Raw genomic sequence first — 14,319 nt, 5'->3', positions numbered from 1 at the left:
AATTTGCTTGTGTTATTTATTACTTATTCTCTTGATTTTTATATACTTCATTTCTCGCGGTGGATATAGCGATCGCTATTTAACCAATTCTTAGTTGAATATAAGTATTTATTATTAGTTAAATAGAACAAAAGTAAGTAGGATTGAGTCAACCTCGAAATCACTAAAAGTAAAGTGGATTAAATGAATAAAATTCTAGATAGTAACAACGACAAGAGAGTACATCTCTATTATCTAGACGGTTTACGTGGTTTAGCAGCTTTGTACGTTGTTTTTTCCCATCTCTGGGAATTACAAGGACATGATTTACCAAATATATGGCTGAACTTTAGCAAAATTTTTAGATATGGACTTTTTAGTGTAGCTATATTTATTGTTCTTTCAGGATACTGTTTAATGCTACCAGTATCTCGTTCTCAAACAGGCTATATCTCCGGAGGATTGTTTAATTATTTGAAGCGGCGATCGCGTCGAATATTGCCACCATATTATTCGGCTTTGATATTGTCATTGACAGTAGGTATCTTAATCACAATTTTAATTAATCTTCATTTTATATATTGGAATAATAATCTATGGGGACATTTTGATCACAACTTTTCATTTTTTGATATTGTCTGTCATCTATTTTTAATCCACAACCTCATTCCCAACAATGAAATTTATACAATTAATGGACCAATGTGGAGTGTAGCTACTGAATGGCAAATATACTTTTTATTTCCCATAATTTTACTACCAATATGGCGACATTTAGGCTGGTTGGTAGTAATTATTGTTTCTTTCTTGTTAGGATTATTACCTTATTATTTATCGCATGGACTCATCGGTAGAGCGCATACATGGTATTTGGGTTTGTTTGCTTTAGGGATGATGGCGGCAGATATCGGATTTTCTCAAAAACACTATTTGCAAAAAATTAGAAAATTACTACCCTGGGGTTTGCTAGCCCCAATATTTTTTGGCATGGCTTTATTAACTGATATGTTGCAAAAGTTTGGTTTAGAAATATGGGTAAATGAATTATTTGTTGGTTTAGCGACTGCATGTTTGTTAGTCTACTGTACTAACTGTATAGTTGATGATCAAACACCGCCTTTAGTATTAAAAATACTGCAATCTCCTTGGGCGATCGCACTAGGTACATTTTCTTATAGCTTATATCTACTGCACTCTATAGTCTTAACTGTACTCAATCAATATCTACATACCTTACAATTTTCTCCTCTCAACAGAGAGATTATCTTCTATACAACTGGTTTGTCACTATCATTGTTGATTGCCTATATTTTCTATTTAATATTTGAGCGTCCATTTATGTCTGGCTTCTTAAAAAAACGGAAAGTCAAAGACGCCATCAAAATAGATGGAAATTAATTAAGTTGTAAATACTGGAGACAGATAGATTCCCAACTTCTACCCTTTAGAAAGCCATCCGGAGGATGTCTACAAGAAGTTGGGGATCTTGTTGTTTACGAATGATTTAGGAATACTATATGTTGGATATTTATTTTGTTTGATGAGCATGAAGTATTTGACAATTTGAGGTAATCTCAAAATAAAGAGATTGTCACTTCAGGGGTGGATTTTCTATGGATATTATGCAAATCCTTAAAGAGGACTATCAAAGATTTCCAGCAAATCAAACTTACAGCATCTACGCTGAAGACGTTTATTTTCAAGACCAAGTATTTAGATTTAGGGGTATTCAGCTATACAAGCTGATGATCAAATTTATTGAGACTTTTTTTTTAAATCCCAAGATGGATTTGCACGATCTCCAAAAAGAAGGAGACACTATTAAAACTAAGTGGACACTCAGTTGGAATAGTCCCCTGCCCTGGAAACCACGTATTTCTATCCCTGGTTGGAGTGAATTGCGCCTCAACTGTGACGGTTTGATCATTTCTCACATAGATTATTGGAATTGTTCGCGTCTAGATGTAATCAAACAGCATTTCTCTGCCAAACAATCGATAATGTAAATAAATATAAATACTTCTCATACAAGACAGAACCATTCATGCGCGTAATTTTGATGACCGGAAAAGGCGGTGTAGGTAAAACTTCCGTGGCCGCCGCCACTGGACTGCGTTGTGCAGAACTTGGTTATCGTACTCTGGTTTTGAGTACAGACCCCGCCCACTCTTTGGCAGATAGTTTTGATCTGGAACTAGAACACGCCCCTCGCCTAATTCGTCCGAACTTGTGGGGTGCGGAACTGGATGCACTACAAGAATTAGAAGGAAATTGGGGTGCTGTCAAGCGCTATATTACCCAAGTTTTGCAGGCGCGAGGTTTGGATGGGGTACAAGCGGAAGAATTGGCAGTTTTACCAGGCATGGATGAGATTTTTGGCTTGGTACGAATGAAACGCCATTACGACGAAGGCGATTTTGATGTTTTGATTATCGATTCCGCCCCGACTGGTACAGCATTACGGCTGCTGAGTTTACCAGAGGTCAGTGGTTGGTATATGCGCCGCTTTTACAAACCGTTTCAAAATATTTCTGTGGCCCTTAGACCTTTGGTTGAACCTCTGTTTAAACCGATCGCGGGTTTTTCTTTACCAGATAAAGAGGTAATGGATGCACCTTATGAGTTCTACCAACAAATTGAAGCATTAGAAAAAGTCTTAACTGACAATAATCAAACCTCAGTGCGTCTGGTCACCAACCCAGAAAAAATGGTAATTAAAGAATCTCTCCGTGCCCATGCCTATCTTAGTTTATATAATGTCGCCACAGATTTAGTTGTTGCTAATCGCATTATTCCTAACGAAGTCCAGGACTCATTTTTCCAGCGATGGAAAGAGAATCAACAGCAATATCGTCAGGAAATTCACGAAAACTTCCATCCCTTACCTGTGAAAGAAGTACCTCTTTTCTCGGAAGAAATGTGCGGTCTAGCAGCACTAGAACGTCTCAAAGAAACACTTTACCAAGATGAAGATCCAACTCAGGTTTACTATAAGGAGAACACAATCAAAGTCGTGCAAGATAAAAATCAATACAGTTTGGAATTGTATTTACCTGGTATTCCTAAAAACCAAATTCAACTCAGTAAAACGGGCGATGAGTTAAATATTACTATCGGTAATCATCGCCGTAATTTGGTCTTACCGCAAGCATTAGCAGCACTACAACCAGCCGGAGCAAAAATGGAAGAAGATTATTTAAAAATTCGCTTTGCTGAGGCTGGTAATACTTAATTTTTGGAGGTGGGTACTGCCCACCTTATACCCTAATTTGGATTTTAGATTTTGGATTGACCCCATTGTTTCTTTATTGCAAGAGTGCCTATTGCTTACCTCCAGCAATGAATTTAATTTTGTCTGACGACTTATCGATAATTTCCAAGTAGCAAGCAAATAACATACTATTTATAGGTTGCTTAGTTAGTAGCTATTAGCTGGTATATAGTTGGTAGTTAATATTTGCAAATCACACAGCACTAATCACTAGTGCATGTCGCCTTTTTGTGGTAGATGGCGTGACAAGCAGCAAAAAGGTTAAGTATTATTTCATACGTTTTCCTGTTTACTATTTTTGCTGAGCAATTAAATAACATAGTGAAGAAATTACCAAGTTATATTCCCCACAAATCGCATAAATAAAAACTTAAATTAATTAATGTAATTATATTCCGAAATGTGATACATAATCTTATCTTAACTATAAGTAATCTCACCTTTTTTGGAATATATGCAGGTAACTATCAAGCCAGAAACTCTGCGACTTCGCATCGCCAACCGTATTCGTTTATCGTCAACACTACAAGACGTTTTCACAACAACGGTGGCAGAATTACGTTCGTTTCTTGGGAGCGATCGCGTCAAGATTTATAAATTTCATCCGGATCAAAGCGGACAAGTCGTAGCTGAATCTGTGGATAGTAACAAGTTACCTTCGCTACTTGGACTCAATTTTCCCGCAGATGACATTCCGCCTGAAGCCCGAGAACTTTTCATCAAGTCACGGGTACGTTCGATCGTGAATGTTGACACTCAACAGATCGGCCGCATTCCTCTATCTGAGGATTTAGAAGACGAAGAAACATCTTCGCCAGAGAACTACTATCGTCCAGTAGATCCCTGTCACGTGGAATATTTGACTGCAATGGGGGTTAAGTCCTCTCTTGTAGTACCGATTATGCATCACGATCAACTTTGGGGACTGTTGGTATCTCACCACTCGGAATCTCATTCAATTCCAGAATCAGAACTAGAAGTGGTGCAGATGGTGTCCGATCAGCTTTCCTTAGCGATCGCCCAAAGTACTCTCCTCACTCAAGCTAATGAAAAAGCTAAACAGGAAGCCACTATTAAACGTATCGCTACCCTGCTGCATTCATTGCCCACAATTGAGTATCAGTCAGCTTTAGCAGAAACCATCGCTGCCTTTGGTGGTTCTGGTGGTAGGCTTTGCATTAAAAATCAACCCGTAATGGAAAGTTTTACAGATTGCTTGCAACTTGATAGCGAGCATATCAAGGTTTATGCCTACGGCAAACAACCTGTGATCCCAGATCAGGCAAAGTACAAACTGATCGAGCAATATAGTGTTTGGCAGGAGCGGTACAAATCTGGTAAATACAATATTTGGGCAATTTCAGATGTGTATAAAATTCCTGGTTTGCGAAATCTACAAGTTGCTTTTCGACCAACTAAAATTCGCAGCATGTTAATGATTCCACTCCATTATCGTCAAGAATTGCTGGGGTATTTAAGTATTTTTCGGGATGAAGTTGAAACAAAAATTCTCTGGGCTGGTGAATTTGACCCTGATGGGCGACAACTTTATCCTCGTCTATCGTTTGAAGTCTGGCAAGAATCAAAAGCAGCACAAGCTTGGGAGTGGAATGTCGACGAAATAGAATTAGCACGAGAATTAGGTCAACAATTTGCCTTTGCAATTCACGAAAACGAGCAATCTCAGCAGATACGGATGCTCGTTAACAATGCCAGAACTCAAGTCCAACAAGACACTACCAAGTTAGAACAGTCAACAAAAAAACAACAGGCGCTTTCGGAGGTGATTGCCAAAATCCGAGATTCTCTCGATATAGAGACAATTTTTCAAACCACTAGTCAAGAAGTTTGTCAATTACTGCAAGCGGATCGCGTCAGTGTTTATCGTTTCAACAGTGATTGGGGTGGTGAATTTGTCGGTGATTTTGAGGTAGCTAATCCAGAGTGGTCACATTTATCCAAACTCGGTGTCAATACCTTTTGGCACGACACTTATTTACAAGAAACACAAGGGGGACACTATCGCCACAATCAAACCTTCGCCGTCGATGACATTTATCAAATGGAATTTGCTCCCTGTCATATCGACATCTTAGAGCAATTTCACATCAAAGCTTTTGCGATCGCTCCTATTTTTGTCGGCGAAAAACTCTGGGGTTTGCTAGCTGCTTATCAACATTCAGAACCCCGCCATTGGGATGCATCTGACATGGAATTCCTAACTCAGACAGCAGCACAACTTGGGGTAGCACTTCAACAAGCTGAATTACTGGCAAAAACAAAACACCAAGCTGTTAAATTACAAAAGTAGCAGAACAACAGCAGTTATTGTTTGATGTGGTTACAAAATCCGCGCCTCTCTCGAACTACAGACGATCTTTCAAACAACTACTAAAGAAGTTTGTCAATTACTGCAAACGGATCGCGTCAGTGTTTATCGTTTCAACAGTGATTGGGGTGGTGAATTTGTCGGTGATTTTGAGGTAGCTAATCCAGAGTGGTCACATTTATCCAAACTCGGCGTCAATACCTTTTGGCACGACACTTATCTACAAGAAACACAAGGGGACGTTACCGCCACAATCAAACCTTCACCGTCGATGACATTTATCAAATGGAATTTGCTCCCTGTCATATCGACATCTTAGAGCAATTTCACATCAAAGCTTTTGCGATCGCTCCTATTTTTGTTGGTCAAAAACTCTGGGGTTTGCTAGCTGCTTATCAACACTCAGCGCCCCGCCATTGGGATGCATCTGATATTAAATTTCTTAGTCAGATCGCAGCCCAACTTGGGGTAGCACTTCAGCAAGTTGAATTGCTAGCAAAAACGCAACAGCAAGCAGCTGATTTGCGAAAGGCACTGGATGATTTGCAAGCTACAGGACAACAGAAGCAATTCTTGATCAAAGTTGTTGAAAAGATGCGGAAGTCATTGACATTCACCGGATACGATCACGATCTCGAAGAAAGACCATAACCCAAGTAGAAATTTGAACTGTAACCATGCTTGACTCTGGAAAACTGAAAAATTTACTACTTTGACAGTTTTTGAGATTAGATAGTACCAAATTTCAGCAAGGTACATGAATATAAATGTCACAACTAGCATCTACCATAAAAATTTATTTCTTATAGTGTTATTTACCACATACTTAAATTGAGTTTCTTTACAGTTGTTAAATTAGATAAATTAAACTATATAGATTATTTAATCAACTTACTAGTACTTTTACTGAAGACAAAATTATTAAATAAATCGAAAAATAGTTTATATTTACTGCTTATGCATGAGAACAAACATGCAAAAAGCAGAAAATCATGCTTATCAAACAAGCATTTTGGCTGCTTTTTTACTCTCTACTTATTTTCGCCGTACAGCAGTACTGCATGTGAGTTGAAATAAAAAGCTTTAAACAAAAGCACTTTTAATTTTTGCATACCGATCGCCACCCTTTTAGGTAATGGCGTAAATTATTCTGCTGATATTTTTTGATAAAAAAATGACTTTATCTCAGGAACAAAACCTGCCAACAAATCTTCAGCAAAAAGACTTGTTGCGTCGCCTTACTAACCGCATTCGTCGATCATTAGAATTACAAGAAATTCTGACAACAACAGTGGCGGAGGTACGCTCATTTATTGGTACAGAGCGAGTGATGATTTACAAGTTTGATGATGATGATAGTGGTCAGGTGATTGCTGAGTCAATAAATGATCATAAGTTGCCATCACTGCTGGGATTAAACTTTCCTGCGGATGATATTCCGCCCCATGCTCGTGAGTTGTTTATCAAGTCACGGGTACGTTCAGTTGTTGATCTGGATAATCAGCAGATTGGTCAAAGTATAGTGCGTGACTTGGATACTGGTGAGATTGTATCCGAAGATATCCATTACCGTCCTTTAGATCCCTGTCATATCGAATATTTAAGAGCAATGGGGGTGAAATCGACTATTGTAGTGCCAATTATCCATCAAGATAAACTTTGGGGTTTATTAGTTTCTCATCATTCCTTATCAAGGTCGGTAAGTGAATATGAAATTGAAGTGTTGCAAATGGTGGTTGAACAACTGTCAGTAGCGATCGCTCACAGTGATCTGCTGACTCAAGCTCGTGCTTTAGCCGAAAGGGAAACAGTTGTCAACCGTATTGCTACCTTATTGCATTCACTACCTGCGATCGCATTACAGCCAGCCTTAGAAACAGCAGTTACTGCCTTTGGTGGTGCTGGTGGTAGGCTTTGTGTCAGAGATGATCCCTCAATTTTTTACAATAGCAACACCAGAAGCTTAAGCGAGTGTTTAATACCTGGAAATGATTGTGTCAAGCTTTATATCTATGGACAACAGCCTGCGATTCCAGAACAAACGGTATACCCATTCCTAGAACAGTATAGTGTCTGGCAAGAATATTACAAGTCTGCTGAATATGATGTATGGGCAATTTCAGACATTTATGAAACTCCAGGCTTACGTACCTTGCAACCAGCTTTTGCAGCAACTAAAATTCGTAGCATGTTGATGATACCGCTTCCATATCGTCAGCAGTTACTAGGTTATTTAAGTATTTTCCGCAATGAAATAGACATAGAAAAACTTTGGGCAGGACAGTTTGATCCTGATCGTCGGCAACTGTATCCTCGCCTCTCGTTTGAAGTTTGGCGCGAGTCTAAAAAGGCACAAGCTCGCAAGTGGACATTGGCAGAGATTGAATTAGCTAGGGAAATTGGTAAACAATTTGCTTCAGCGATTCAACAGTACAGGTTATACCAACAGATACAAAGTTTCAATACCAACCTAGAAAAGCAAGTCCAGCAGCGCACGCAGCAGCTGGAACAAGCAACTGAACAACAACAAGCTGTTTTTGGTGTCATTACTAAGATTCGTGAGTCCCTCGAAGCCAACACTATTTTTCAAACTACTACTAAAGAAGCTTGTGAACTGTTGCAAGCTGAACGTGTTTCAGTTTATCGCTTCGATTCTGAATGGGGTGGTGAATTTGTTGGTGATTTCGAGGCAATTAATCCCAACTGGTTAAATGTCTCTAAACTAGGCGTGAACCAAGTTTGGAACGACACCTATCTACAAGATACCCAAGGTGGACGCTACCGCTACAATGAAACATTTGCTGTCGATGACATATATCAAATGGGTTTTGATCAGTGTCATTTGGAAAATTTAGAGCATTACCAGATTAGAGCTTTTATACTTGCTCCCATTTTTGTTGGGGACAAACTTTGGGGTTTACTCGCAGCTTATCAGCATACCAAACCCCGCCATTGGCAAACCTATGAAATTAACTTTCTTAGCCAAATTGCTGTCCAATTAGGGGTAGCACTCCAGCAAGCAGAATTACTTGCACAAACACGGCAGCAAGCTTTAGACTTGCAACAGTCCGCAGAACAACAACGAATTTTGTTTGAAGTTGTTGCAAAAATGCGGGAATCGCTGGATTTAGATAATATTTTTGCTGCCAGTGTGCGGGAAGTACGGCGTTCTTTGAATGCTGATCGAGTAGGGATATTTCGCTTTGCTTTTGATTCCAATTTTAATGATGGCGAGTTCGTTTCAGAAGACGTTTTGCCACATTTTCCTTCTGCTTTGGGTGTCAAAATTCACGATCACTGCTTCGGCGAACAGTATGCCATTGATTACGCCCAAGGACGAATTCAAGCTGTAGCTGACATCTACAATGCTGGATTACAAGAGTGTCACCTTCAAGTTCTGGCACAATTTCAGATTAGAGCTAACTTAGTTGTACCACTATCCAAAGGCGATCAACTTTGGGGCTTACTCTGCATTCATCAGTGTACTCAACCTCGGCAATGGCACCCATCAGAAATTCAGTTTACTACTCAAGTTGCAGCCCAACTGAGTGTAGCAATTGAGCAAGCTGATTTACTTACTCAAACCAGGTTACAAGCAGAACAACTAGCTGAAGCACTACATGACTTACAACAAATGCAAACTCAGTTGATTCAGAGTGAAAAAATGTCTTCGCTTGGTCAACTAGTGGCGGGTGTGGCCCACGAAATCAACAACCCTGTTAATTTCATACACGGCAATCTCAACTATGTTAATGATTACGCCAGAGATTTACTAGATATGCTGGCTCTTTACCAGCAGCACTACCATCATCTCAATCCAGAAATTCGGGAACGAGCACAAGAAATTGACTTAGATTTTATAATTGACGATTTGCCGAAAATGCTAACTTCTATGCAGATAGGCACTGAACGCATCCGTCAAATTGTCCTGTCTTTACGTAATTTTTCCAGGCTTGACCAAGCGGATATGAAGCTTGTTGATATTCACGAGGGTATTGACAATACACTGCTGATTTTACAATATCGCCTCAAGGCTAAACCAGAGGGCTGTGCTATTCAGGTAATTAAACAATACAGTGATTTACCCTTGGTTGAGTGCTATGCCGGGCAAATGAATCAAGTTTTTATGAATGTTTTAAGTAATGCGATCGATGCCCTAGAGCAGCAAAGGCAGTCTATCTCAGAAACTCATATCCCAACAATTACAATCACAACAGCTGTTGGTAAAATTTCTGGCAATATATCCAGTGTTGTCATTAGAATTGCTGATAATGGCCCTGGTATATTACAAGAAAATATTAATCGTATCTTCGATCCTTTTTTCACCACCAAGCCAGTGGGTAAAGGTACTGGCTTAGGACTATCGATTAGTTACCAAATAATTGTGGATAAACACGGTGGTGTTTTTAAATGTGACTCCCGCCCAGGGTTAGGTACAGAGTTCTGGATTGAAATTCCCATGCGCCAGCAGGAGTACACAGATAAGTAGTTAGACAAAGCTTCAATCTTGGCTCTTTGAGGTTCGTAGGTACTCTTCGTATTCAATCTTAAATTCGAGTGCGTTTCTAAAGTTTGCACAACGATGCGACAGTGCCTCTACAACAGCCTCTTTGCTTGTTTCTGTTAAGGCAATAATTTGAGGCTTTTGAGGGACACGAAACTGAGTGTGGTCATGAAAAGTAATGGTGACAATAGTTCCTAGTGACTCTCCTTTGGTTGACTTGATGGTACTCCACATCCAACGCTGTTGGTCTGTTTCTTCCTGATTTCCCCATTCTCTCGATATGCTAAAGTCACCAGGAAATCTAGGTTGAGCGCGTAATCCAACTTGTTTAAGCTGCTTGTGAATAGGTAAAAACAGCCAACCTAAATACATTCCATAAGCCATATCACCGGCTCTATTAAATACATTTACCAACTTATCAATATTTTTCTGGATTAAGATTTGCCAGTTTTCTGTAATATGCTCCTCAACGTATTGAGCGATCGTAAAAATATCTCTTTTGTTATTTTCTATGAGAAATTCCCGTAACGATTCCATCGAAAGCTACCTTCTGATAATACCGCCTTGGATTGTGGCACATTAAGGATACGGGAGGATTGTAATTTCAACAAAATTTTTTAGGTTCGATAATAGAAAATCCCAAACATTAAGCATTTCAAAATACATTTTTTCAGATTTAAAGTTTTTGTGTTCTAGTTCCAGATTCGTTCTATTATCAACTTCATGAAGTGTATAACAAATAGTTAAATAGTTTTCTGGTACTCTATCTGTATTGTGGTTATCGCTCCAATAAGTATACTGAAATTTCTGATTAGGCGATAAAATTTCAATTTTTCCGTAATCAATAAAATCTCTCCCTTCATGACTTCCCTTGAAAAGAATCTCACTACCGACTTCCCAAGTAGATACGACTTCTTTCAGAGGAAAATATTGAATAATCTTATCTGATTTCGTCAATGCATCAAATAGTACACTCGGCGATGCATTGATCAATAAATTTTTCCTAATTGCAAATGTTGTCACAATTACTCTGTTTTGATTCGGTTGGCAAGAATCATTGCAAATGAACGAAAAGACTACTTTATCAACTTTTGATTTCAATTACGCAGCTGGACTGGCATAGCTAAATAAGTCATTTTCAAACCGCCCAAAGGACTAAAAATTACCGGAGTAAGGTTTGTATTCATCTGCATGAGAATTTCCGAAGCTGGCAAGGCTTTTAAGCCTTCCATTAAATATTTAATATTAAAAGCTATATCTATATCTTCTCCTGATATCTGGGCTGGTATGGTTTCCGTAGCACTACCCACATCCTGAGATTCCACAGATAAGGTAATTTCTTGAGCATCCCCATTGAGGCTGACTTTCACCAGATTATTTTTTTGGTCTGTGAGTACAGCAATTCGTTCTAAAGAACTCAACAATTGCTTTCTTTCTAATGTCAATTCTCTTTGAAATTGTTTGGGAATGAGGAGATGGTAAGCCGGATACTGCCCTTCTAGAGTACGGCTAGTCAAGCGTTGATTACCAAATTCAAATACTACTTGACCTTGATCGAAATACAACGCTACAGGTTCTTCAGATTCAGAACTATGAGTCAACATTCGCTCTAATTCACGCAAGGCTCTTGCTGGTACTGTTACCTCTAAATTATCTTCGTTATTAGCATCTGGACTTTCATTGGTTGTTTCTACCACCGCGAGGCGATGTCCGTCAGTAGCGGCAAATTCTAGAGTGTCTTGCTTAATTGTTAAATGCACCCCAGTCAATACTTGCTTGGTTTCATCAGCACTAGTAGCAAATAATGAACCCCGTAAACCCTCAATCAATGTAGTAGCACTGAACTGCATCGGTTGAGCATTTTCAATTACGGGTAGTTCTGGAAACTCTTCGCCTCCCATTGCTCGTACCTGATAACGTCCGCTCTTAGGTGTGAGTGTAACAATTAAGCCGTTATAGTCTGGTAAATTATCAGTAGCTGATGATTCATCGTCCAGGGTAATTTCTCCCTCTGGTAAACGAGAGACTATATCATTGAGCAGTTTCGCAGGCACAGCGATCGCTCCTGATTGTACTACCTCAGCGCTAAAACTGGTGCGGATACCCAAACTCAAATCAAATGCTGTCAGGCTAACTTGGCTAGTTTCAGCATCAGCCTGCAACAGGACATTCGCCAAAACTGGATGAGTGGGACGAGAAGGCACAGCACGGCTGGTTAATGAGAGGTGAGTACTGAGATCGCTTTGAGTACAAACAAGTTTCATATATCAGTTATCAGTTGTCAGTTATCTAATTCTATTACTTGCTGCGGCTGGTACTGTAGCCTGCGACAAGCCCTACTCTACGAGAAGCCGCTACCTGCCTACGGGTACTCTACGGGAACGTCTTTCTTCAGCATACGGGGGTTCGCATACTCTTACCTTAAGCCGCGCAAAGCGCGTCTACGTGACGGGAAGCCAGCCAGTGCGGTGGACTCTTCTCCCGGCATAATGCACCTGGCGTCCAAGACTGCAACTTCCTCACCGCTACGCGTCTACACTGATTCCTGACCACTAACTACAAGATGTGGAAATTGTGGAAAATCTGTGGAAAATCTATCTAGTTTTTCCACAGAGTAATTATACTTACTTATCAAGTTTTCCACAGGATTTTCAGAGGAGTTTTCCACAATTAATTAGGAATTTTCCACAATCTAATTTATTCTTAATAATTTTTTATAGTTTACTTAATAATTTAGTTGATAGTTGGTTGTTAGTAAATAGTAGTTATTTACTCCTCACACTCCCCACACTCCTTACACTCCACCCTACGGGAAGCCACTTGCGTGTCTACACACTCCCCATCACCCCATCACCCCACCTCCTACTTAGGGCGGCTTGTCATATTAATGCGATCGCTCAGTTGACGTAGTGTTTGTGCTAAGTTTTGATCTGTTTGTTTTAATTGAGTAATTTTTTCACAACTATACATAACCGTTGTGTGGTCTTTACCACCAAATTCCTCTCCTATTCTAGGCAAACTTAAATCCGTATGCTGCCGCATTAGATACATTCCTATCTGACGAGCCCAACTAATTTCTCGCCGTCGTGAGTTGCCTTTAAGGTCATCAATCGTCACATTAAACTCATCGGAGATGATGGTTAAAATTGTTTCTGGGGTTGCTTCTACCTTTTGAGTAGGAGGTTCCAGTACAGGTGCAATATTTTCTACCGTCATGGATAAACCCCAAATAGAAACATATGCCAGCGCCCGAATAAATGCTCCTTCCAGTTCTCTAATATTTGAAGTGTAATTAGAGGCAATATATTCAATTACATTCTCTGGGAGACGGATATTCTCATATTCGGCTTTTTTTTGGAGAATAGCCATTCTAGTTTCTAAATCTGGTGGTTGGATATCAGCAATCAAACCCATTGCAAACCGAGAACTTAGGCGTTCTTGCAGACGAGGAATTTGGTTAGGAGGGCGATCAGAAGCAATCACAACTTGTTTGCCAGCTTCATGTAAAGTATTAAATGTATGAAAAAACTCTTCTTGGGTATATTCTTTACCCTCAATAAACTGAATATCATCAACTAAAATCAAATCTGCTGCTCGGTAGTGTTCGCGAAAACTTTGCATACTGTCTTTGCGAATAGCAGTAATTAAATCATTCGTAAACTGTTCAGTCGAAACATAAAATATTTTTGAATTCGGGCAAATTTCTAAACGATAATGCCCGATCGCCTGCATCAGGTGAGTTTTACCTAAACCTACACCACCACATAAAAACAAGGGGTTGAATTCTCTACCAGGTGATTCAGCAACTGCCAAAGCCGCAGCATGAGCCATGCGATTGTTGGCTCCCACTACAAAGCGTGAAAATACGTATTTTGGATTTAATTCAGTGGTTTTGGGCGGATTTTTAGCAGCATTATCTGGAATGATGCTCGGAGATGGTAATGATAAAGTTCCTTCTTTGTCTGTTAACTGAGACACATCATCACCCTGAGCAACAGTAATATAAATTTCTACAGGATGACCCAGAATATCCTGAACAACATTAGTAATTGTCTTAATGTAATATTTTTGCAGCCAATTACGGGCAAAGGGATTTGGAGTACGAATGACTAAATAGTTATTTTCCAGTCGTTCAGCGCTAGCAGTTTTGATCCAAGTTTCAAAGGTGGGACGAGATAGCTCTAGCTGCAAGCGTTCCAGAACCTGACTCCACAGATTATCTATGGGAATTGCCAT

Annotated in this window: 8 protein-coding genes and 1 pseudogene; 5 read left to right on the top strand and 4 right to left on the bottom strand. The window is 39.5% G+C overall.

Annotated elements, in window-relative coordinates; genetic code table 11:
• The first annotated feature begins 183 nt into the window (after window positions 1–183).
• The 5 genes and pseudogenes from RS893_RS00050 to RS893_RS00025 all read left to right on the top strand — a co-directional run bounded on the left by RS893_RS00050 (window position 184) and on the right by RS893_RS00025 (window position 10,068).
• Complete coding sequence (locus tag RS893_RS00050) at window positions 184–1,377, top strand: acyltransferase (protein ID WP_315789226.1); 1,194 nt, start codon at window positions 184–186, stop codon at window positions 1,375–1,377.
• A gap of 215 nt (window positions 1,378–1,592) precedes the next feature.
• The gene (locus tag RS893_RS00045; RefSeq protein ID WP_315789225.1) at window positions 1,593–1,985 is read left to right on the top strand and encodes a DUF2358 domain-containing protein; all 393 of its coding nucleotides are present in this window, start codon (window positions 1,593–1,595) and stop codon (window positions 1,983–1,985) included.
• A gap of 38 nt (window positions 1,986–2,023) precedes the next feature.
• Complete coding sequence (locus tag RS893_RS00040; RefSeq protein ID WP_315789224.1) at window positions 2,024–3,211, top strand: TRC40/GET3/ArsA family transport-energizing ATPase; 1,188 nt, start codon at window positions 2,024–2,026, stop codon at window positions 3,209–3,211.
• Between the two features lie 491 nt (window positions 3,212–3,702).
• A pseudogene (locus RS893_RS00035) lies at window positions 3,703–6,230 on the top strand (GAF domain-containing protein); the annotation flags it as partial.
• Window positions 6,231–6,753: 523 nt separating this feature from the next.
• Window positions 6,754–10,068: a GAF domain-containing protein gene (locus tag RS893_RS00025; RefSeq protein ID WP_315789222.1), complete on the top strand. Its 3,315-nt coding sequence runs from the start codon at window positions 6,754–6,756 to the stop codon at window positions 10,066–10,068.
• 12 nt (window positions 10,069–10,080) lie between these two features.
• On the opposite strand, the gene RS893_RS00020 is transcribed toward RS893_RS00025, so the two are convergent.
• The 4 genes from RS893_RS00020 to dnaA form a co-directional block, all read right to left on the bottom strand.
• Window positions 10,081–10,620, bottom strand: coding sequence for a DUF6022 family protein (locus tag RS893_RS00020; protein WP_315789221.1), 540 nt, complete (start codon window positions 10,618–10,620; stop codon window positions 10,081–10,083).
• Between the two features lie 42 nt (window positions 10,621–10,662).
• Entirely contained in the window at window positions 10,663–11,106 is a 444-nt protein-coding gene (locus RS893_RS00015) for an SRPBCC family protein (protein WP_315789220.1), read from the bottom strand.
• A gap of 74 nt (window positions 11,107–11,180) precedes the next feature.
• Entirely contained in the window at window positions 11,181–12,347 is a 1,167-nt protein-coding gene (gene dnaN, locus RS893_RS00010) for a DNA polymerase III subunit beta (RefSeq protein WP_315789219.1), read from the bottom strand.
• A 598-nt stretch (window positions 12,348–12,945) separates the two neighbouring features.
• Window positions 12,946–14,319, bottom strand: a complete 1,374-nt coding sequence (gene dnaA, locus RS893_RS00005) for a chromosomal replication initiator protein DnaA (protein WP_315789218.1) — start codon at window positions 14,317–14,319, stop codon at window positions 12,946–12,948.

The sequence above is a fragment of the Fischerella sp. JS2 genome (assembly GCF_032393985.1).
GTDB lineage: Bacteria > Cyanobacteriota > Cyanobacteriia > Cyanobacteriales > Nostocaceae > Fischerella.
This window is presented reverse-complemented; position numbering and strand designations above follow the sequence as displayed.

What these genes read in the sequence shown, in the direction of transcription:
- RS893_RS00050 (WP_315789226.1), top strand. Translation starts at nt 184, where the DNA reads ATGAATAAAATTCTAGATAGTAACAACGACAAGAGAGTACATCTCTAT.
- RS893_RS00025 (WP_315789222.1), top strand. Translation starts at nt 6,754, where the DNA reads ATGACTTTATCTCAGGAACAAAACCTGCCAACAAATCTTCAGCAAAAA.
- RS893_RS00040 (WP_315789224.1), top strand. Translation starts at nt 2,024, where the DNA reads ATGCGCGTAATTTTGATGACCGGAAAAGGCGGTGTAGGTAAAACTTCC.
- RS893_RS00045 (WP_315789225.1), top strand. Translation starts at nt 1,593, where the DNA reads ATGGATATTATGCAAATCCTTAAAGAGGACTATCAAAGATTTCCAGCA.
- dnaN (WP_315789219.1), bottom strand. Translation starts at nt 12,347, where the DNA reads ATGAAACTTGTTTGTACTCAAAGCGATCTCAGTACTCACCTCTCATTA.
- RS893_RS00020 (WP_315789221.1), bottom strand. Translation starts at nt 10,620, where the DNA reads ATGGAATCGTTACGGGAATTTCTCATAGAAAATAACAAAAGAGATATT.
- dnaA (WP_315789218.1), bottom strand. Translation starts at nt 14,319, where the DNA reads ATGGCAATTCCCATAGATAATCTGTGGAGTCAGGTTCTGGAACGCTTG.